The following is a 19,939-nucleotide window of genomic DNA, read 5'->3' on the forward strand; positions in this document are numbered from 1 at the left end:
GTACCCGTTCCACGAGATCGAGATCCACAGTGCTCACGGCCGGGGCGGCGGCCTTGCTCGCCGCGCTCGGCCTGGTTTCCCCGCCGGTCGCGGGGGCCGCCTCGGTGTCCACTCCGGACACCTTCACCGAAACCGCGCAACAGCAGATCGCCGCCCTGCAGGCGGTCAAGGCGGGCCGCTCGGCCGCCGAGTCCAAAGTGGACAGCAAGCTGCTCGTCGCCGAAAAGGGCGTCGCCAAGCAGCTGACCGCGCTGCAGTCGGGGGCTGCCGTCTCTCCGGCCGGGACCGTCCTGGTCGACATCCGCGCGAGCAAGGTCACCCCGGACCTCATCGGCTCGCTGACCAAGGCCGGAGCGGGCATCCGCGCGGTGTCGGACCGCTACGGCAGCGTCCGCGCCGAGGTGCCGCTGAACCAGGTCACCGCCATCGCCGCGCGCGGCGACGTCCAGCGCGTCGAGCAGGCCGACCAGGCCATGACCGCCCGCGAGCTGGCCACCCCAGCGACGACGCCGGCCAAGACCGAAACCAAGCAGCAGAAGGCCGATCGCATCGCCGGTGAGCTGCAGAAGGCGGTCGCCGCGAAGACGCAGCGCAGCGCCGCCGCGGCCGCCACCGTGACCAGTGAGGGCGACCGCGCCCACAACGCCGACATCGCGCGCCAGCAGTTCGGCGTCACCGGCGTCGGCGTCAAGGCGTGCGCGCTGTCCGACGGCGTCGACTCCCTCGCGGCCTCGCAGGCCAAGGGCGAGCTGCCGCCGAACGTCGACGTCATCGCCGGCCAGGAGGGCAGCGGCGACGAGGGCACCGCGATGCTCGAGATCATGCACGACCTCGCGCCCAACGCCGCGCTCGGCTTCGCCTCGGCGTTCAACTCCGACGCCAGCTTCGCGGACAACATCCGCAAGCTGCGCTTCGAGTCGCACTGCGACGTCATCGTCGACGACGTCATCTACTTCAAGGAATCCCCGTTCCAGGACTGGATCATCGCCCAGGCCGTGAACGACGTGACCGCGAACGGCGCGCTGTACTTCTCGTCGGCGGGCAACGAGGGCAACGTCGCCGACGGCACCGCCGGGCACTGGGAAGGCGACTTCGTCGACTCCGGCAAGTCGGTCGGCAAGTTCGCCGGCACCGCGCACAACTTCGCCGGCGCCGCGGGCACCCAGATCTACGAGCCCCTTTCCGACGCCTCCTCGGCCGGCGTCCCGGTGACGCTGCACTGGTCCGACCCGCTCGGGCACTCGGCCAACGACTACGACCTCTACCTGCTCAACTCCGCGGGGGCCGTGGTCAGCTTCAGCCAGAACGTCCAGGACGGCACGCAGGACCCGTACGAGATCCTGCAGACGCCGATCTTCGGCGGCACCGGGCTGCGCCTGGCCGTCGTGAAGTTCTCCGGCCAGAACCGCTACCTGTCGCTGTCCGCGCTGCGCGGCCGGTTCAAGGACTCGGCGGACGGTCTCAAGGCGTACAACACCCCGGGTGTCACGGTCGGCCACTCGGCCGCGCGCGACGCCTTCAGCGTGGCGGCCACCCCGGCGGCCGCGGCGTTCGGCCGGCCGCTCGAGCCGGGCGACCCGGCCAACCCGGCCGGTCCTTTCCCGGGCTCGTTCAGCAGCACGTCGAAGGCCGAGCGGTTCAGCTCCGACGGCCCGCGGCGGGTGTTCTACGAGGCCGACGGCACCCCGATCACCCCGGGCAACGTCTCCTCGACCGGTGGTGAGGTCCGGAACAAGCCGGAGATCACCGCGGCCGACGGCGTGCAGACCAGCGTGACCGGCTTCAGCCCGTTCTTCGGCACCTCCGCCGCCGCTCCGCACGCCGGGGCGATCGCGGCGCTCGTGCTCTCGGGCAACCCCGGCCTGCCGCCGTCCGAGGTGCGCGAGGCGCTGATCAACACCGCGGTCGACATCGAAGCCCCGGGCCGCGACAACTTCACCGGCGCCGGCGTCATCCTCGCGGACAAGGTGCTCGCCTACACCGGAGCCAGCCCGCAGCCCCTCGCGGTGGCGAAGCAGCCGACGGTCACCCCGGCCGACGGCGGCTCGTCCCTCGACCCGGGCGACACGGCCAAGGTGACGCTGCCGGTGACGAATGACGGTGACGGCACCGCCGTGTCCACCAGCGTCGTGCTCACCAGCCCGACCCCGGGTGTCACGGTGGCGCCGCGGTCCAAGTCCTACGGCACCATCAGCCCGGGACAGACCGGCGTCAACGACTTCACCATCACCGTCCCGGCGACGCAGCAGCTCGGCGTGCCGGTCGTGCTGAACGCCCGCGTCAGCTTCGCCGGCGCGCACTCGCCGACGACGTCGACGTTCTCGCTCCCGGTCGGCACCCCGTCGCCGGTCGCGCAGGACTTCGCCTACACCGGCGCGCCGGTGGCGATCCCGGACAACAGCCCGGTCGGGGCGTCGGTGACCATCCCGGTCACCGGGGTCGGCCGCGCGTCCAAGGTGACGTTCTCGGTGGACGGCAGCACCTGCAGCACCGACCCGACCTCGACGACGGTGGGGCTCAACCACTCGTACGTCGGTGATCTGGTCGGCACGCTGACGGCGCCTTCGGGTGCGAAGGCGACGGTGTTCCAGCGCAACGGCGGCTCCGGCAAGAACCTGTGCCAGGTCGTCTTCGCGGACAACGCCGCGGCCGCGTTCAGCACGGTGACCTCGGCCAACGCGCCGTTCACCGGGACGTGGCGGCCGACCCAGGCGCTGACCGGCAACCTGACCGGCGCGGCGGTCGACGGCACCTGGACGTTCTTCGTGGTGGACGCGGCCGGCGGCGACGTCGGCTCCATCCGCTCGGTCGCCCTGCACATCAACGGGTTCGTCCAGCCCCCGGCGCCCGGCGCGCCGTCGAACGTGCGGGGTTACACGAACAACGGCCCGGTGCACCCGCTGTAAGCAGTCGTGGTCCGGTGCGGGGCCGTCGCGGTGATCGCGGCGGCCCCGTACCGTTTTCCCCATGGCGAAAGCGCGGCAGGTCTCCGGGGGCGGACGCGCCGTCGAGGTCCCGCCCGAGCGGCTGGCCGGCTGGTTCTCCCGCTTCGCCGCGTCGCACGGCGGGATCGTCGCCACCGACGCCGAACCGCGCGAAGTCCGCGTGACCGCGGCCGACGGCACCACCGCCACCGCGACCGTCCCTTTCGGACCCCTCGAAGAACCTTCCGTCGACGCCCTCGTCGCGCACGCCCTCCGCCCGCGGACCGTCGCGCTCGTGCTGGTGCGCCGGGGCGGGCACAGCGTCGGCATCGCCCGGAACGGCCGGATCGAGGTCTCCCGCACCGACCGGCACCTCGTCCAGGGCCGCTCGGCCGCGGGCGGCTGGTCGCAGCAGCGCTTCGCCCGGCGTCGCGCGGGCCAGGCGCGGCACGCGCTCCAGGACGCGGCCAAGGACGTCTTCGAAGTCTTGGTGCCCCGACTGTCCGAAGTGGACGCCGTCGTGCTCGGCGGCGACCGGCGGGCTCTCGACGAGCTGCGCGAGGACCGCCGGCTGGCGCCGCTGTTCGCCCGCGCGGAACCCCGCGTGCTGGACGTCGGCGAGCCGAGCTACGCCGTCCTCGAGGACGCCGTCGCGCGGGCGCTGTCGGTGCAGGTCACGCTGCGCGACGGGTGAGACCGCACACGTCCGGAAAAACCGTTCGGCACCGACCCGTACACTGGGTTCCGTGGATATCCAGCTGGAGTGACGCCGCGGCCTTCGCGGCCGCCTGATGCTGTCCTCCGTACGCCCCCTTTCCACGGGAGTTTCCCTTGATCACGGCCACCGGCCTTGAGCTGCGCGCGGGTTCGCGCATCCTGCTCAACGGCGTCACCGTCCGCATCCAGCCCGGCGACCGCATCGGCCTCGTCGGCCGCAACGGCGCGGGCAAGACCACCTCGCTGAAGGTCCTCGCCGGCGAAGGCGAGCCGCACGCGGGCGAGGTCCGCCGCAGCGGCGAGCTCGGCTACCTGCCGCAGGACCCGCGCGAAGGTGATCTTTCGGTCACCGCGAAGGACCGCGTGCTGTCCGCGCGCGGCCTCGACAAGCTGATGCGCGACATGGAGAAGGCCCAGGCCTCGATGGCCGAGCTCGTCGACGAAGCCGCGCGCGACAAGGCCATCAACCGCTACGCCCGGCTCGAAGAGCGCTTCGCCTCGCTCGGCGGGTACGCCGCGGAGAGCGAAGCCGCGCGGATCTGCTCGAACCTCGGCCTGGCCGACCGCATCCTCGCCCAGACGCTGCAGACGCTCTCCGGTGGTCAGCGCCGCCGCGTCGAGCTGGCCCGGATCCTGTTCGCCGCGGCCGAAGCGGGCGCCGGCGGCAAGTCCGAGACGATCCTGCTGCTCGACGAGCCGACCAACCACCTCGACGCTGACTCCATCAACTGGCTGCGCGGGTTCCTCAAGCAGCACGACGGCGGCCTGGTCGTGATCAGCCACGACGTCGACCTGCTGGCCGACGTCGTCAACAAGGTCTGGTTCCTCGACGCCACCCGCGGCGAGCTCGACCTGTACAACATGGGCTGGCAGCGCTACCTCGACGCCCGCGCGACCGACGAGAAGCGCCGCCGCCGCGAGCGCGCCAACGCCGAGAAGAAGGCGTCGGCCCTGCAGCAGCAGGCCGCGAAACTCGGCGCGAAGGCGACGAAGGCCGTGGCGGCCAAGAACATGGCGCGCCGCGCCGAGCAGATGCTGTCCGCTCTGGACGAGACCCGGCAGGCCGACAAGGTCGCCCGGATCAAGTTCCCGGACCCCGCGCCCTGCGGCCGCACCCCGCTCACCGCCGAGGGTCTGTCGAAGTCCTACGGCTCGCTCGAAATCTTCACCGGCGTCGACCTCGCCATCGACCGCGGTTCGAAGGTCGTCGTACTCGGCCTGAACGGCGCGGGAAAGACGACTTTGCTCCGCCTCCTCGGCGGAATGGAAACTCCGGACACCGGCGAGATCGTGCCGGGTCACGGAATGCGTTTGGGCTATTACGCTCAGGAACACGAAACTCTTGATCATGATGCGTCGGTGTGGGAAAACATCCGACATCTCTCGCCGGACACCGGCGCGCAGGAGTTGCGGAACCTGCTCGGCTCCTTCCTCTTCACCGGCGAACAACTCGACCAGCCCGCCGGGACGCTTTCCGGTGGCGAGAAGACCCGGCTCGCGCTGGCCGGCCTGGTCTCCAGCGCTGCCAACGTGTTGCTGCTCGACGAGCCGACGAACAACCTCGACCCGGCCAGCCGGGCCCAGGTCCTGGACGCTTTGCGCAGTTTCGCCGGCGCTGTCGTGCTGGTCACGCACGACCCCGGCGCGGTCGAGGCGCTCGAGCCGGAGCGGGTCATCCTGCTGCCCGACGGCACCGAGGACCACTGGTCGGCGGACTACCTGGAACTTGTCCAGCTCGCGTGATCCATGCGTCCATTCGGGTGCAAGATCACTACCGCCCGGCACTGGAATGGCCCAATGTGATCGCAATTTCGGCTGTTTTGCGGCTGTCGTCTGGCAATCCGGCGCTCAGTGTTCGATCATTGCCCCGGCAGGGGCCGATATGTGGCCCAGAACACTCTCGGCGGGAAGGCGATCGACGTGGCTGATCTCAAGAAAGGCGCGCGGATCACCGGCAACACGCGCGACAAGCTGGCCGCTGACCTGAAGAAGAAATACGAGAAGGGGTCCAGCATCCGGGCCCTGGCGGAGTCGACGGGCCGCTCCTACGGGTTCGTGCACCGGGTCCTGTCGGAGTCCGGGGTCCAGCTGCGGGGGCGCGGCGGGGCCACCCGGGTCAAGAAGAAGTAGGCGAGGACTGCTGCGCGGGGGGCGCAGCGGGAGCTTCGGCCACGCGGAACACCAGGTGGGCCCCGAGCAGGACCAGCGGGTACACCAGGTAGCCGTAGCGGGTGGCCGGGGTGAGCAGGATCAACGCGCCGAGTCCGACGGCGATGCGCAGGACTGCGCCGGAGCCGTTCGCGGGGGGCCGGCGCACCAGCCAGACCAGCATGGCCACGGCCGCGGCGCCGACGAACACGAACGCCGCCACCTGGCCGGCCACGCCGAGTCCGGCGATGAGGTGGCCCGGCAGCGGGCTCGCCGCGGGCGACCGCACGACGCCCATCCCGAGGGGGAACCGGAAGACGTGCTCGACGAACGCCGCCGGATCCACCAGGTAGACGGGCAGGTGCAGCGCGACCGTCGTCGCCACCAGCGCTGAGGCGAACCGCCCCACCGCGGGCCAGTCCCGGCCCTTCCCGCCGCGCACCAGCACGAACACCGCCAGCACCGCGGCCGCGGGCGCCACGATGAGCTTCGCGCTGACGACCAGCGCCAGCACCAGGCCCGACCACGCGACCCGCCCGGTGGCGGCGAGCGCGCAGGCGAGCACCAACATCCCGACGATCGCCAGGTCGGGCCCGGCGACGGCCCAGGTGAGCGCGGTCAGCGGGCAGGCCAGCGCGAGCTGCGCGGCGCCCACCGGCACCTTCGGCCACTTCAGCAGCTTCAACGTGCCCAGCACGCACGCGCAAGCGGCGAGGGCGAACATCCAGCGGGCGTCGGTGAGCGCGTCGCCCAGCGGCGTGCCGCCGAACAGCGCCCGCGGCAGGCCGAAGACCGCCATGACCGGGCCGTAGGGGGTGTAGTCGTTGACCTCGGGCGGCCGGTTGAGCGCGGTGACGTCGATGTACGGGGTTCCGTGCTGCAGCAGCAGATCCGCGGACCGCTCGATCACCCAGACCTCGGGTTGCGCGGCCCAGGAGAACGGGGTGATCAGCCAGTCCACCCCGGTCAGGCGGCGGATCACCAGAAGCAGCAACGGAAGGATCATTGCCAACAAGGCGACGGCGGCGATGCCGCACCAGCGCGAGCCGAGTACTCCGTGCGGCGTACGGCCGGCGCGTGCGGACAGCAGCAGCCACCCGCTGTGCAGCGCGCCGAAGCCGTACGCGACGGTCGCGAAGTTGCCCCAGACGCGGTAGCCGTAGAACTCGGCGACGAGCGCCGTTGGCAGCGCGAATGCCAGGCAGGCGAGGTAGAAGCCCAGGTCCCAGCGCAGGGCGGCCGGGCCGGCATCGCGCGCGGGAGCCGTGAAGAGCCGTGCCGCGCGCCGCCATGCGGGCGCCCGGCCCACCTCCGTTTCCACCTCTTGAGGCTACCGAGGGGCCCGCTGCCCGGTTCAGCCGACGTCGCGCAGGCGGGGAAGCAGTTCCGCCGCCGCTTCGGCCGCCTTCATGACGTCGTCGTGCCCGGTCGGCATCAGCACCAGCTCGGTGAAGCCCGCCTCGGTGTAGCTCCGCGCGAGCCGCAGCGCACTGTCCGCATCGGACGGCAGCCGGAACTGCACCGCCCGCCGGATCGCCGCCGGGTCGCGGCCGGCCGCCGCGCAGTGCTCGTCGAGGACGCGCGAAAGCCGTTGCAGCTCCGCGATTTCCGTGCCCGGCAACGCCGCGTTGAGCCAGACGTCGGCGTGTTCGGCCACGACCCGCAGGCCCCGCTTCTCGCCGCTGCTGCCCAGCCACAGCGGCGGTTTCGGCTGCACCGGCTTCGGATCGCTGACCGCGCCCGTCAGCGTGTAGTGCCGCCCGGCGAAGTCCGTCGCCGGGCGAGTCCACAGCAGACCGAGGATCGCGCACGTCTCGGCGAGCCGTTCGACGCGTTCGGCCGGTGGCGGCGTGGGCGTGCCCATCATCGCGTCGGTGAGCGCGTCGCCGCCGGCGCCGAGGCCGACGTCGAGCCGGCCGCCGGACAGGTGGTCGACGGTCGCCGCGATCTTCGCCAGCGTGCCCGGGTGGCGGTTCGTGTTCCCCGAGACCAGGCAGCCGATGCGCACCCGCTTCGTCGCTTCGGCCATCGCGGCCAGGAGCGTCCAGCCGTCGAAGATGTCGCCGGTGCGGTGGGGGCCCATCGGGGCGAGGTGGTCGAACACCCAGCAGCCGTCGAAGCCGGCGTCGTCGGCGATGGCCCAGACCTCGCGGAGCGCGGCGACGCCGATGTGCTGCTGGGGTGGCTTGAGCCCGATCGTGACCATGATGCTCTCCTGATTATCAGTCTTACAAATCATCAGTAAGTCTGACGGTCAGCGTAGGGGTAGAGTCCTCCCGTGTCCAGCGACCTCGAAGCGCCGCCCGCTGTCACCCGGCGGCTCGGCTACCTGCTCAAGCACGCCCAGCTGCGGCTCGCCGAGCTGGCCGAGCCGTTGTACGCGCCGCTGGGGATCACCGGCCGCCAGCTCGCCCTGCTCACGCTGTTCGGCGACGGTCCGGCGCTGTCGCAGCAGGACGGCGCGGCCCGCCTGGGCATCGACCGGACGACGATGGTCGCGCTCGTCGACGAGCTGGAGGCGAAGGGTCTGGTCCGGCGCGAGGTCGCGCCGGGCGACCGCCGCAAGCGCCTGGTGACGCTGACCGGCGAAGGCGAGCGGGTCCGCGCGGCGGGCGAAGACGTCACCCGGCAGGCTGAGGCACAGTTGCTGGAGCCCTTGGCCGAAGGGGACGCGCAGCGGTTGCGCGCCGCACTGCACCGCGTTGTTCGCGGGGAGTGAACGGCGGCGGGAAGCAAACGGACAACGCCCGCGTTGTCCAGGTCATATCCGGAGAAAACCTCAGTTATAGTAGAGGTTTTGAGACTGGGGGTTCCCCATGGACAACACCTGGGCGCTGCTGAGCTCGGCGATGCGCGCCAACGACGTGCCGAAGGGGCTGAGCCGCGGCACGCTGAAACGCGTGGCGCGGTTCGCCCGGCCGCACTGGCGGCGGCTGCTGGCCTTCCTCGTGCTGACGGTGATCTCGGCGGTCCTCGCGGTGACGACGCCGGTGCTGGCGGGCAAGGTGGTCGACGCGATCGTCGGCGGCCGTGACCTGCCGCTGGTCATCTGGCTCGCCGTCGTCATCGCCGCGCTGGCGATCGCCGACGCCGGGTTCGGCCTGGTCGAACGCTGGCAGTCCGCGCGCATCGGCGAAGGCATCATCTTCGACCTGCGCCGCGCGGTCTTCGAGCACGTGCAGCGGATGCCGATCGCGTTCTTCACCCGCACCCGCACCGGCGCGCTGGTCTCGCGGCTCAACAACGACGTCATCGGCGCGCAGCGGACGTTCACCGCGACGCTGTCCGGCCTGGTCACCAACACGATCCAGCTGGCGCTGTCGCTGGCCGTGATGCTGACGCTGTCGTGGCAGGTCACGGTGCTCGCGCTGGTGCTGCTGCCGATCTTCGTGCTGCCGGCGCGCCGGCTCGGCCGCCGGATGGCCGGGCTGCAGCGCGAGGCCGCGAACCTCAACGCGGGCATGACGACGCAGATGACCGAGCGGTTCTCCGCGCCGGGCGCGACCCTGGTCAAGCTGTTCGGCCGTCCGGTGCAGGAGGCGGACGACTTCGCGCTGCGCGCCGGGCGCGTACGCGACATCGGCGTCCGGACCGCGATGCTGACCCGCTGGTTCATGACCAGCCTGACCCTGGTTTCCGCACTGGCGCAGGCGCTCGTCTACGGCCTCGGCGGCTACCTCGCGCTGACCGGCAAGCTCGCGCCGGGCACCGTCGTCGCGCTGGCGCTGCTGCTGACCCGGCTGTACGCGCCGCTGACCGCGCTGGCCAACGTCCGCGTCGACGTCATGACCGCGCTGGTGTCCTTCGAGCGCGTCTTCGAGGTCCTGGACCTGGAGCCGATGATCAAGGAGAAGCCGGACGCGCGTGCTCTGCCGCCGTCTTCCGGGGTCTCGGTCGAGTTCTCCGATGTCCGCTTCGGCTACCCGGCGGCGGACCGGTACTCGCTGGCGTCGCTGGAAGACGTCGCCACGCTCGACCACCGCGGCGGCGACGAGGTGCTGCACGGCATCTCCTTCCGCGCCGAGCCGGGGGAGATGGTCGCGCTGGTCGGGTCGTCCGGCGCGGGGAAGTCGACGATCGCGTCGCTGCTGCCGCGGCTGTACGACGTCGACTCCGGGGCGGTGCGGCTGTCCGATGTGGACGTCCGGGACCTGAGTTTCGCTTCGCTGCGCGAGACCGTCGGCGTCGTGACGCAGGACGGGCACCTCTTCCACGACACGATCCGCGCCAACCTCGCGTACGCGCGTCCCGGCGTCACCGACGACGAGATCTGGGAGGCGCTGGATCGGGCGCGGCTCGGCGAGCTGGCGCGCTCGCTGCCCGACGGCCTCGACACGACGGTGGGGGAGCGCGGCTACCGGCTCTCCGGCGGCGAACGCCAGCGGCTGACGATCGCGCGGCTGCTCCTGGCGCAGCCGAAGGTGGTCATCCTGGACGAGGCGACGGCGCACCTCGACTCGGAGTCCGAAGCGGCGGTCGGCGAGGCGTTGACCCACGCGCTCGCGGGGCGGACGGCGCTGGTGATCGCGCACCGGCTCTCGACGGTTCGCGCGGCGGACCGGATCCTGGTGCTGGAGCACGGGGAGATCGTCGAACGCGGTACGCACGAGGAGCTCTTGGCGCTGAACGGCCGGTACGCGACTTTGCACGCGACGCAGTTCGCGGAGGAGGAGCCGGCGGTGGCGTGAGCAGGGAGGGTGGCGCGCGGGTGCCCGCGCGCCACCTCGCTGTCAGCCCTTCTGCGCGTCCAAGCTCTCGTAGACCGCGGTGACCAGCGCCATCTTTCGCGGGTCGTCGCGGATCAGCGGTCCCAGCTGGTTGAGCGTGTAGCCGAACGACATGCCGTTCTCCGGATCCGCGCCGCCGGTCGAGCCGCCGAGGCCGTCGTGACCGAAGGCCGCCGGGTTGGGGCCGAAGCCGCGGGCGTCGCTGCCCAGGTAGAACCCGAGCCCCCACTCGTTCGGCAGGCCGAGCACGGCGTCGATCTCCTTGCCCTGGCTTTCCCGCGCGCGAGCCAGCGTCGGCGCCGACAGCAGGTCGCCGGTGGCCAGCGCCCCGTAGATCGTGGCGATCGCGCGGGCCGTGCCGTGGCCGTTCAACGCCGGCATCACGGCGCGGCGGAACGCCGGCTCGTTCGCGTGGTGGCCCGCGAGCTGGGGGTTGGTCAGCGCGGCCTGGGCGACCGGGCCGGCCGCGGCGAACGCCGTGGCCAGCGCGTTCGCCATCTCCTCGGTCATGACGGGGTCGACGAGCGTCGCGCAGCGGTCCAGGTCGGCGTCGTCGGCCAGGCCGATCGAGAAGTCCGCGCCCAGCGGCCCGGCGACCTGCTCGGCGAAGAACTCCCGGATGCCCTGCCCGGCGATCCGCCGGACGACCTCGCCGACGAGCCAGCCGTAGGCCAGCGCGTGGTAGCCACCCGCGGAACCGGGCACGTACAACGGTTCCTGCGCCGCCAGCAGCGACGTCATGAGGTCCCAGTCGTACAGCTCTTCGACCCGTACGGGCCGGTCCAGGCTGATCCCGGGCACGCCGGAGCGGTGGGTGAGCAGCCACCGCACGGGGACCTCGGCCTTGCCCGCCGCGGCGAACTCGGGCCAGTACTTCGCGACCGGCGCGTCCACGTCCAGCTCGCCGGCGTCGACGAGCTTGTGCGCGCAGATCGCCGTCATGCCCTTGGTCGTCGACCACACGTTGGCGAGCGTGTCCGGCCGCCATTCGGCCGTGCGCTCCGGACCGGACCAGCCGCCCCACAGGTCCACCACGACTTCGCCGTCGCGGATGGCGGTGAAGGCCGCGCCCAGCTCACCGCGGGAGCGGAAGTTCTCTTCGAAGGCCGCGCGCACCGGTTCGAAACCGGGCGCGCACTCGCCGTGCACCGTCGCCGTGGCGCTGTCCATCGGACCTCCTCGGGGACGACCGGTCCACACCGACCAGTCGGTATGCTGACGTTAAAGCGGCCGGGCACGCCCGTCAAGGCGCGCCCGGCCGGTGCTTTCCCACCAAGTCAGCGCAGTCGCGGCACGATCTCGCCGTACTTGGCCAGCAGTGCCGCGTTGGCCTCGTCGCCACCCTCCACATTGGAGCTGCGCCACAGCGGGACGTCGAGGCCCTCGGCCGTCCCGCGGTCGTAGACCTGGGCGAGCACGAGGTTCCACAGGAACGCGTTGACCACAGTGGACAGCGGCGCGGTGCGCGGCGCGTCCGGCGGGTAGCTCGCGTCGCCGGGGATCACCAGCGAGTCCAGCACCACCGTGCCCTGCTCCACGAGGGTGCTCGACGACCGCTTCGGCGCCGCCGCCACGCACGCCCGCGACGTGATCGCGATGACCGCCGCCCCGCGCTCGCGGGCCTCGATGCACAGCTCGACCGGGTACGGGTTGGACCCGGACGTCGAGAAGACCACCAGCACGTCGTCCGGGCCCGGCGCGCGCTCGGCCAGCACTTCGGCGGCCAGACCGGTGCGCCGCTCGGTCTGCGTGCTGCTCACCGCGCCGTGCAGCGGCAGCAGGTCCGGGTGGTACAGCGGGTAGACGCACGCCAGGCCGCCGGCCCGGTAGAACGTCTCGGCGACGGCCGCCAGCGAGTGCCCCGCCCCCGCGGTATAGACCAGTGCGTCGGCCCGGATCACCCCCAGCACCAGATCCGCCGCTTCGCGCACCGCCTCGGCGTTGGCCTCCTCGACGTCCGCCAGCTGCTTCGCGACGCTGCCCGAGATGTTCGTGGCGCTCACCACACCCACCCTTCCGTAGGGGATCGGGCGCCGAATCTACCGCGAAGATGGTGGTGCGCGGTGGAATAGCCCGGTGGGCGGGTGCGGTTGACCCGGATGCGGGCGACAGGGAGGACGCGGGTGAGCGAAGCGGAACCGGCGGTGTCGGTGTGGCCGGCGCGCGGGCGGACCGAAGCGGTCGTGCTCGTGCTGCACGGCGGCGCCGAGCGCGGCACCGGCAGGGTGGCGCCCTGGAAGCTCGCTTTCCTGCGGATGGTGCCGATCGCGCGCGCCCTGCACCGCGCCGGCCGCGAGCACGGCGTCGAGGTGCGCCTGGTGCGCAACCGCCGCTACGGCTGGAACGCCCCCGCGATGGACCCCGTCGACGACGCCCGCTGGGCCCTCGACCGCATCCACGCCGACCACCCGGGCCTGCCCGTCGTGCTGGTCGGTCACTCCATGGGCGGCCGGGTGGCGCTGCGCGTGGCCGGCGACCCGGCGGTGCGCGGGGTCTGCGCGCTGGCGCCGTGGACGCCGCGGGGCGAGCCGGTGGACGCCGTCGCCGGGCGGGCGGTGCTCATCGTGCACGGCACCGGCGACCGGATGACCAGCCCGGTGGAGTCGCACGCCTTCGCCGAACGCGCCGAGGGCGTCGCCGCCCGCGTCGCCCGGTTCGAGATCGCGAACGAAGGCCACGCGATGCTGCGCCGGTCGTCCGTGTGGACCCGGCTGACGATTGCTTTCACACTGGAAGTGCTCGCCGGGGAGGCCGGCGACGAACTCCGCGGCGCGTGGGCCGCGCCGGGGCCGCAGCGGCTCCGAATACCGGTGTAGGACCGCCCCGAACAGGGCATACAGCGAAACGCGCCGCGGGGGTGCGGCGACTAGGATCGATCACCGGCGCAGCCGGCCTGCCGGAGGGAGAACCGTGACCACCTCGAGTGTTGACCGCGCCCAGGACATCCCCGACCAATCCCGCTGGCCGGGCTTGGCGAGCCCGCCTCGGTCCGCGCTGCGCGCCCGGATCGCCGCCACCCTGTTCCGCCGCGCCGTCCGCCCGCTGGACCTGCGGGTGACGTTCCCGGACGGCACCGTGCTCGGCGCCGGTGGCCCGGAATCACCCGAAATGCGGATTTTGCGGCCGGAGGCGTTCTTCCACCGCCTCGGCGTCGACGCCAAGATCGGCTTCGGCGAGTCCTACATGGCCGGCGACTGGACGGCGTCCGACCTGGCCGAGGTGCTGACGCCGTTCGCCGAGCGGATGGCCACGCTCGTGCCGCCGGTGCTGCAGAAGTTCCGGCGGATCGCCGAGCGCACGCAGCCGCCGTCGGAGGAGAACACCCTCGAAGGCGCGCGCGCCAACATCCACCGGCACTACGACCTGTCGAACGACCTCTTCGGCGCCTTCCTCGACGAGTCGATGATGTACTCTTCGGCGCTGTTCGGCCCCGGTGACGACCTCACCGCGGCCCAGCACCGCAAGATCGACAGCGTGCTGGACTACGCCGGCGTCCGCGAGGGCAGCGAAGTCCTCGAAATCGGTACCGGATGGGGTGAACTCGCCATCCGCGCCGCCGCCCGCGGCGCGCACGTGACGTCCCTGACCATTTCGGAGGAACAGCGCGCGCTGGCCACCGAGCGCATCGCCGCGGCCGGGTTCTCGGACCGCGTCGAGGTGAAGCTGTGCGACTACCGCGAGTCGAGCGGCCAGTACGACGCCGTGGTCAGCGTCGAGATGATCGAGGCTGTCGGCGCGTCCTACTGGCCGGCGTTCTACGCCACGATCGGGGAGCGGCTGCGCCCCGGCGGGCGGTTCGGCCTGCAGGCCATCACCATGGACCACGACCGGATGCTGGCGGCTTCGCGCGCCTACACCTGGATCCACAAGTACATCTTCCCGGGCGGCATCATCCCGTCGGTGCGCTCGGTCGAGGAGGGCGTCAAGGCGAACACCCGGCTCAAGCTGGCCGGGATGCGCGAGTTCGGCCAAGACTACGCGCGCACGTTACGGTTGTGGCGCGAACGGTTCCTGCACCGCTGGACCGACATCGCCGGGTTCGGGTTCGACGACGTCTTCCGCCGGATGTGGGAGTTCTACCTGGCCTACTCGGAGGCCGGGTTCCGCTCCGGGTACCTCAAGGTCCACCAGTTCGGCTACGAGGCGACCGGCAAGTAACCCCGCCGGACAACCCGACCCGATGCCGGACGTCCTCCTGTAGAGGACGTGCGGTGTACTGACGACGACAGTTTGTCCGGATCGGATTGGGTGATGGAGATGACGTACCGTGGCGACGACGGCGGGCGCCGCATGCCGCCCCGGCCCCCCGCGCGTCCCCGGGACCACCAGCGCGCGCAGATGATGCCGCTGCCCGGTCGCGGTCGCAGCCCGTACGACGAGCGCACCCGCCCGATGGGCACGCGCGAGGACGATCCCCAGTACGCGCCGCCCCCGCCGCCCCGGCGTGACCCTCCGCGCCCGGACGAGGACTACCCGCCGTCCCGGCCGCCGCGCCGGCGCCGCTGGGGCTTCGGCCGGATCCTGCTGACGCTGCTGCTCGTGTTCGTGGTGTTCCTCGCCGGCATCTGGGTCTACCTGGAGTTCTCCATCAAGCGCGTCGACGCGCTGACCGACTACTCGGGCCGTCCGGTCGCCGCGTCCGGCACCAACTGGCTGATCGTCGGCTCCGACAGCCGCGAAGGCCTCACGGCCGCCGACGAGGAGCGCCTGGCCACCGGCGACGTCGCCGCGGCGGGCGGCGGGCAGCGCACCGACACGATCATGGTCGCGCACCTCCCGGACAACTCCACCAAGCCGACGCTGCTGTCGCTGCCGCGCGACTCCCAGGTGAAGATCCCGGGCCACGGCACGAACAAGATCAACGCGGCGTTCTCGCTGGGCGGCCCGACGCTGCTCGCGCAGACCGTCGAAGGCGCCACCGGGCTGCACATCGACCACTACGCGGAGATCGGCTTCGGCGGGTTCGCCAAGATCGTCGACGCGATCGGCGGCGTCGACATGTGCATCGACAAGGACATGAACGACACCGTCACCGGGATCAGCATCAAGGCGGGCTGCCCCCAGACGCTCGACGGCCGCTCGGCGCTGGGCTTCGTCCGCATGCGCCACAGCGACGCGACGCCGCGGTCGGACCTCGACCGCGTCGCCAACCAGCGCAAGTTCATCGGCGCGCTGGTGAGCCAGATCGCGAGCCCCGGCACGCTGCTCAACCCGTTCCACTTCTTCCCGCTGCTGGGTTCCGGCCCGGACGCGCTGACGATGGACTCGGGCGACCACGTGCACAACCTGGTGGGCCTGGCGATCGCGATGCGCGGCATCTCCTCCGGCGGCGTGGTGACGACGACCGTCCCGGTCACGAACGGCTCTGCCGAGAACTGGGACAAGACCAAGTCGAAGCAGCTGTTCGACGCGCTGAAGAACGACACGGAGATCCCGGAAAGCATCGTCGTCAATTAATTCGGACGCGGTTTCGTCTCGGCCGGGGCACCATGGGAGCCATGGAGACCCCGGCCGAGACGTTCACCCGTGACGAGTTTTCGCTGACCCGCTGGCAGTCCGGTGACTGCTCGGCCGTCGCGGCGGCGGTCTCGGGGTCCGGCGGGCACCTGGCCGACTGGGTTCCGTGGGCGGTGGGCGGCTACACGGAGTCCGACGCGGCGGCGTTCCTCCGGCTGACGCACGAGAACTGGGAAACCGGCCGGTCCTACGAGTGGGCGATCCGGGTGGCCGGCGCGCTCGCCGGCGGTGTCGGCGTGATGACCCGCGAGGGCGGCGTCGAGACCGGCTACTGGCTCGCGCGGGAGTTCACCGGCCGCGGTTTGGTGACCCGCGCGGTGACGCTGCTGGTTTCGGACGCGTTCGCGCGCGGCGCGGGGTACGTCGAGATCAAGCACGACGAGGCGAACGTCCGAAGTGGAGCGATCCCGGCCCGGCTCGGGTTCTCCTTGGTGCGCAAGGAGCCCGCTTACGATGGCGTTCGGCCGCCATCTTGCGTCGGTGTCAAGCAGGTCTGGCGGAAGGAGAAGCCGTGAAGGAGACCTACGCCGGTGACGGCTTCACCCTGACCCGCTGGGAGTTCGCCGACGAGCCGGAGCTCACCGCGGCGGTCGCCGGGTCCCTCGACCACCTCGGCGCCTGGCTGATCTGGGCGACCGGCGGCTACACCGCCGAAGACAGCGCGGAGTTCCTGCGGCGCACCCGGAAGAACTGGGAGAGCGGGGAAACGCACGACTTCGCCATCCGCGTCGACGGCGCGATCGCCGGCGGCATCGGCACGATGAAGCGCGACGGCGGGATCGAGATCGGCTACTGGCTCGCGCGCGGGCACACCGGCCGCGGCCTGATGACCCGCGCGGCCCGGCTGCTCACCGACGAGGCGGTCCGGCTGGGCGCGGGCTACGTCGAGATCAAGCACGACGAACTGAACGTCCGAAGTGGAGCGGTGCCCGAGCGGCTCGGCTTCGTGAAGGTGCGCGAAGAGCCGGCCGAGAAGCCGCTCGCCCCGTCGTGCACGGGCATCAACCACGTTTGGCGTTGGGAGCGGCCGTGATGGAGACCCTGATCTACCGGACCGAACTGGGGCACCGGTGGCTGTGCGAACGACAGCGCGCCACTCGGCCCCCGAGACGCCGGCGCGCCGACGAAGCCCCGGCATGGGCTCGTCGGCGCGACGGGCGCCGTCGCGGGGGGTGGCCGTCCGGTACGCGGCTGCGCCGGCCGCCGCGGGTCTGGCCGCCCCGCCGCTGAGCGGTCAGGAGACCTTGTTGCGTTCCCGCAGCACCTTGAGCGCCTGGTCGGCGTGCACGGTGAAGTTCAGCTCGCTCTTGATCTTCTCGAGGACCTTCCGGTCTTCGCCGATCACGAACGTGACGCGCTTGGCGTGCAGCGGCAGCAGCTTCCGCCAGACGCCGAACTGCTTCGCGACTTCACCCTCCACATCGGACAGCAGGGGGTAGTCGAAGCCGTTGGCCTCGGAGAACTGCCGCTGCTTGGTGATGCCGTCCGGGCTGATCCCGATCCGGTGCGCGCCGACCTCGGCGAACTCGGCGGCGAGGTCGCGGAAGTGGCAGCTTTCGGCGGTGCAGCCCCCGGTCATCGCGGCGGGGTAGAAGAACAGCACGACCGGCCCGGTGGCCAGGAAGTCCGACAGCGTGCGCTCGGCGCCCTGGTCATCGGGCAACGTGAAGTCGGGGGCGAGGTCTCCGGCGTCCATGGACGTCCCTTCTCATCGGCGGCAGAACCCATCCTGCCGGGTGTTCGGAGCCACCGCTCCACCGGCTTGGTCAGTGCGGGTCGAGATCACGCCGGTCCGCGGCTCTCGGCCAGGACGCGGGCGCCGACCGAGCCGGCGCTCGCTCGGTTAGGGGCGCTGGTTGCGGCGTGCTCGGCCGGCGGTGCTGGCTTGCCGCGACCGAACCCGCGCCGGCTCGCCCGATGGGCCGCTGGCCCCGCCGCTGGCGCCGGTCGACCGGGCCCGGCGCTCGCTTGCTTGGGGGCGCCGGTGAGGGGGCGTGCCCGCCCGGGAGCCGTTGCCCCGGTCACCCGAGCCCGGCTGGTCAGCTGCCCGGGTGGCGGGCGATCAGCTCGTCGACTTCGTCGCCCGTGGCCGTGTCCTTCACGAACGGTCCCCGGGCCGCCAGCACGCCCAGCTGCCGCAGCCTCGCCGCCTGCTCGTGCGTGCGGACGCCCTCCGCTCCCACTCGGAGCTTCAACTCGCGCGCCCGCGTCACCAGCTGCGTCAGGTGGCGCAACGCCGGCTCCGGTGGCGAATCCGTGTCCAGCGCGTCGACCACCGGGCCGGACAGGATCACGTGGCGGACCGGCAGCCGGTGGCGGGGGATCAGCTCCAGGTCCGCCGAGCCCGAGATCGTCAGCACCAGCTGCGTGCCCAGGTCGGACAGCACCGCGAACGAGTCCAGCACCTCGCCGCGCGGGTCGAGGATCGAGTCGCGGTTCGTGCACAGCCGCAGCGCGTTCGCCGGCAGCTCGTTCTTGTCCAGCTGCTCCTTCACCAGCAGGACCAGGTCCGGGTCGATGGCCAGCCGCGTGGGCAGCTGGACGCACACGTCCGGGGCCGCGTCGCCGAAGCGGGCGCGCCAGCGGGCCGTCGCCGCCAAGGACTCCGCCAGGAGCCAGCGCCCCAACGGCACCGTCATCCCCGTCGTCTGGGCCAGCGGGTAGAACTCGTCCGAGTCCAGCTCGCCCTTCTCCGGGTGGTTCCAGCGCAGGCCCGCGTTGACCGCGGCGAGGCGCTCGGTGTCGGTCAGGCGCACCGTCGGCTGGTAGACGAGCGAGAACTCGCCGTTCTCCAGCGCCCCGGCGATCACCGCGCCCAGCTGGTAGCGGCCGCGGTCGCGGGCGTCCAGCTCGGGGTCGAACAGCATCCACTGCGCCTTGCCGGCCTCCTTGGCCCGGTGCAGCGCGATCTCCGCCGCCCGCAGCAGCTCCGCCGCGCCGCCCTCGACGGCCGCGCGCACCACGATGCCCGCGCTCGCGCTGACCCCGATGCCGTGCCCGCCCAGGTAGATCGGCTCGTTCAGATCTTCCAGCGCGCGTTCGACGAGCTCGACGACCGCGCTGGCGGACAGCTCGCCGCGCAGCAGCACCGCGAAGCCGTCGCCGGACAGCCGCGCGACGAACCCGTCGTGGTGGCCGGTGAACACCGCCGACAGCTTGCCCGCGACCCCGCGCAGCACCTGGTCGCCGACGCCGGCGCCGAGGCCGTCGTTGACCACCTTGAAGCCGTCGACGTCGAGGTAGATCAGCGCGATGTCGTCGCGCGCGCCGGCGCCGAGCGCCGCTTCGAGCTTGGTGGTGAACGACGACGCGTTGGGCAGCCCGGTCAGCGGGTCGTGCACGTTCTGGTGCAGCAGCCGTTCCTGCAGCAGGTGCAGCTCGTTCGCGTCGGAGACCATCAGCACCGGGTAGACCGACCCCGGCCGGTCGCCGGGCAGCCGGGCGAGGGTGACGTCGGTCCAGAGCTGCCCGTCCTCGGTGTGGTCGAGCAGCATCCGCTCCTGGTAGCGCTCGCGGCCGCCGCGCACCTGCTCGAGGCCCGCCTTGAGCCGCGAGACGTCGTGGTCGGTCGAGCCGAGGTCGGTGAGGTGGCGCCCGCGCAGCTTCTCCGGCGAGCAGCCGAGCAGCTGGCCGAGCGCGAGGTTGGCCTCGACGATCTCGCCGCCGGGGTCCGCGAGCGCGATGCCCATCGGCGACGCGGCGTACAGCGCCGTGAACCGGTGCAGGGCGCCGTCGTGGCCCGGGCCGGCGTGGTCGACCGCGTCGTGCGCGATCTCCAGAAGCAGTGGCTCCAGCTCCTCCGGGGGAAGTGTTACTCCTTTGGTGTCGGCCAACGTCGCCGCCCACCTGCGCGCCACGTCCAGCAGTCCTGGCGCGGCACCGGGCTCAGGCACACTCCACCTCTTC

At 72.0% G+C, this 19,939-nt stretch carries 17 protein-coding genes; 11 read left to right on the forward strand and 6 right to left on the reverse strand.

Annotated features, from left to right (window positions below; translation table 11 throughout):
• Positions 1–29: 29 nt before the first annotated feature.
• The 4 genes from ACIRSS_RS03770 (at position 30) to ACIRSS_RS03785 (ending at position 5,771) form a co-directional block, all read left to right on the forward strand.
• Entirely contained in the window at positions 30–2,906 is a 2,877-nt protein-coding gene (locus tag ACIRSS_RS03770) for a S8 family serine peptidase (RefSeq protein WP_400890152.1), read from the forward strand.
• Positions 2,907–2,967: 61 nt separating this feature from the next.
• Positions 2,968–3,618: an acVLRF1 family peptidyl-tRNA hydrolase gene (locus ACIRSS_RS03775; protein WP_400890154.1), complete on the forward strand. Its 651-nt coding sequence runs from the start codon at positions 2,968–2,970 to the stop codon at positions 3,616–3,618.
• Positions 3,619–3,755: 137 nt separating this feature from the next.
• Positions 3,756–5,384, forward strand: a complete 1,629-nt coding sequence (locus tag ACIRSS_RS03780; protein ID WP_400890156.1) for an ABC-F family ATP-binding cassette domain-containing protein — start codon at positions 3,756–3,758, stop codon at positions 5,382–5,384.
• A gap of 177 nt (positions 5,385–5,561) precedes the next feature.
• On the forward strand, positions 5,562–5,771 hold the full coding sequence (locus ACIRSS_RS03785; RefSeq protein WP_003071237.1) for a helix-turn-helix domain-containing protein: 210 nt from the start codon (positions 5,562–5,564) through the stop codon (positions 5,769–5,771).
• Here the strand turns inward: ACIRSS_RS03785 and ACIRSS_RS03790 are convergent.
• Both ACIRSS_RS03790 and ACIRSS_RS03795 read right to left on the reverse strand, forming a co-directional pair.
• Positions 5,758–7,110, reverse strand: a complete 1,353-nt coding sequence (locus ACIRSS_RS03790) for a glycosyltransferase 87 family protein (protein WP_400890158.1) — start codon at positions 7,108–7,110, stop codon at positions 5,758–5,760. The genes ACIRSS_RS03785 and ACIRSS_RS03790 overlap by 14 nt on opposite strands.
• A gap of 33 nt (positions 7,111–7,143) precedes the next feature.
• On the reverse strand, positions 7,144–7,995 hold the full coding sequence (locus ACIRSS_RS03795; RefSeq protein WP_400890160.1) for an LLM class flavin-dependent oxidoreductase: 852 nt from the start codon (positions 7,993–7,995) through the stop codon (positions 7,144–7,146).
• A gap of 72 nt (positions 7,996–8,067) precedes the next feature.
• Between ACIRSS_RS03795 and ACIRSS_RS03800 the strand changes: the two genes are divergently transcribed.
• Positions 8,068–8,508: a MarR family winged helix-turn-helix transcriptional regulator gene (locus ACIRSS_RS03800; protein ID WP_400890162.1), complete on the forward strand. Its 441-nt coding sequence runs from the start codon at positions 8,068–8,070 to the stop codon at positions 8,506–8,508.
• A gap of 97 nt (positions 8,509–8,605) precedes the next feature.
• Positions 8,606–10,477 (forward strand): ABC transporter ATP-binding protein, encoded by a 1,872-nt coding sequence (locus ACIRSS_RS03805; protein ID WP_400890164.1) that lies wholly within the window; start codon positions 8,606–8,608, stop codon positions 10,475–10,477.
• A 42-nt stretch (positions 10,478–10,519) separates the two neighbouring features.
• Here ACIRSS_RS03805 and ACIRSS_RS03810 read toward each other — a convergent pair whose 3' ends face one another.
• Both ACIRSS_RS03810 and ACIRSS_RS03815 read right to left on the reverse strand, forming a co-directional pair.
• Positions 10,520–11,686: a serine hydrolase domain-containing protein gene (locus ACIRSS_RS03810; RefSeq protein ID WP_400890166.1), complete on the reverse strand. Its 1,167-nt coding sequence runs from the start codon at positions 11,684–11,686 to the stop codon at positions 10,520–10,522.
• Between the two features lie 107 nt (positions 11,687–11,793).
• Positions 11,794–12,522 (reverse strand): SIS domain-containing protein, encoded by a 729-nt coding sequence (locus tag ACIRSS_RS03815; RefSeq protein WP_400890168.1) that lies wholly within the window; start codon positions 12,520–12,522, stop codon positions 11,794–11,796.
• Between the two features lie 117 nt (positions 12,523–12,639).
• Here ACIRSS_RS03815 and ACIRSS_RS03820 point away from each other — a divergent pair, with 117 nt between their 5' ends.
• The 5 genes from ACIRSS_RS03820 (at position 12,640) to ACIRSS_RS03840 (ending at position 17,066) form a co-directional block, all read left to right on the forward strand.
• Positions 12,640–13,332, forward strand: coding sequence for an alpha/beta hydrolase (locus ACIRSS_RS03820; protein WP_400890169.1), 693 nt, complete (start codon positions 12,640–12,642; stop codon positions 13,330–13,332).
• Positions 13,333–13,426: 94 nt separating this feature from the next.
• Positions 13,427–14,674: a class I SAM-dependent methyltransferase gene (locus tag ACIRSS_RS03825; RefSeq protein WP_400890170.1), complete on the forward strand. Its 1,248-nt coding sequence runs from the start codon at positions 13,427–13,429 to the stop codon at positions 14,672–14,674.
• 93 nt (positions 14,675–14,767) lie between these two features.
• Positions 14,768–15,973, forward strand: a complete 1,206-nt coding sequence (locus tag ACIRSS_RS03830; RefSeq protein ID WP_400890171.1) for an LCP family protein — start codon at positions 14,768–14,770, stop codon at positions 15,971–15,973.
• Positions 15,974–16,014: 41 nt separating this feature from the next.
• A complete protein-coding gene (locus tag ACIRSS_RS03835; protein ID WP_400890173.1) occupies positions 16,015–16,548 on the forward strand; it encodes a GNAT family N-acetyltransferase in 534 nt (177 codons plus the stop codon).
• Positions 16,545–17,066: a GNAT family N-acetyltransferase gene (locus tag ACIRSS_RS03840; RefSeq protein ID WP_400890175.1), complete on the forward strand. Its 522-nt coding sequence runs from the start codon at positions 16,545–16,547 to the stop codon at positions 17,064–17,066. Before ACIRSS_RS03835 ends, ACIRSS_RS03840 begins: the two co-directional genes overlap by 4 nt.
• Positions 17,067–17,267: 201 nt before the next feature.
• On the opposite strand, the gene ACIRSS_RS03845 is transcribed toward ACIRSS_RS03840, so the two are convergent.
• Both ACIRSS_RS03845 and ACIRSS_RS03850 read right to left on the reverse strand, forming a co-directional pair.
• Entirely contained in the window at positions 17,268–17,729 is a 462-nt protein-coding gene (locus tag ACIRSS_RS03845; RefSeq protein WP_400890177.1) for a peroxiredoxin, read from the reverse strand.
• Between the two features lie 343 nt (positions 17,730–18,072).
• Positions 18,073–19,890: a putative bifunctional diguanylate cyclase/phosphodiesterase gene (locus ACIRSS_RS03850; protein WP_400893374.1), complete on the reverse strand. Its 1,818-nt coding sequence runs from the start codon at positions 19,888–19,890 to the stop codon at positions 18,073–18,075.
• Positions 19,891–19,939 lie beyond the last annotated feature (49 nt).

Origin of the sequence: Amycolatopsis sp. NPDC101161 (assembly GCF_044768185.1) — a bacterium.
Taxonomy (GTDB): domain Bacteria; phylum Actinomycetota; class Actinomycetes; order Mycobacteriales; family Pseudonocardiaceae; genus Amycolatopsis.

Excerpts from the sequence above, each read along its gene's own strand:
- ACIRSS_RS03775 (WP_400890154.1), top strand. The coding sequence starts at position 2,968 with ATGGCGAAAGCGCGGCAGGTCTCCGGGGGCGGACGCGCCGTCGAGGTC.
- ACIRSS_RS03795 (WP_400890160.1), bottom strand. The coding sequence starts at position 7,995 with ATGGTCACGATCGGGCTCAAGCCACCCCAGCAGCACATCGGCGTCGCC.
- ACIRSS_RS03805 (WP_400890164.1), top strand. The coding sequence starts at position 8,606 with ATGGACAACACCTGGGCGCTGCTGAGCTCGGCGATGCGCGCCAACGAC.
- ACIRSS_RS03810 (WP_400890166.1), bottom strand. The coding sequence starts at position 11,686 with ATGGACAGCGCCACGGCGACGGTGCACGGCGAGTGCGCGCCCGGTTTC.
- ACIRSS_RS03830 (WP_400890171.1), top strand. The coding sequence starts at position 14,768 with ATGGAGATGACGTACCGTGGCGACGACGGCGGGCGCCGCATGCCGCCC.
- ACIRSS_RS03835 (WP_400890173.1), top strand. The coding sequence starts at position 16,015 with ATGGAGACCCCGGCCGAGACGTTCACCCGTGACGAGTTTTCGCTGACC.
- ACIRSS_RS03845 (WP_400890177.1), bottom strand. The coding sequence starts at position 17,729 with ATGGACGCCGGAGACCTCGCCCCCGACTTCACGTTGCCCGATGACCAG.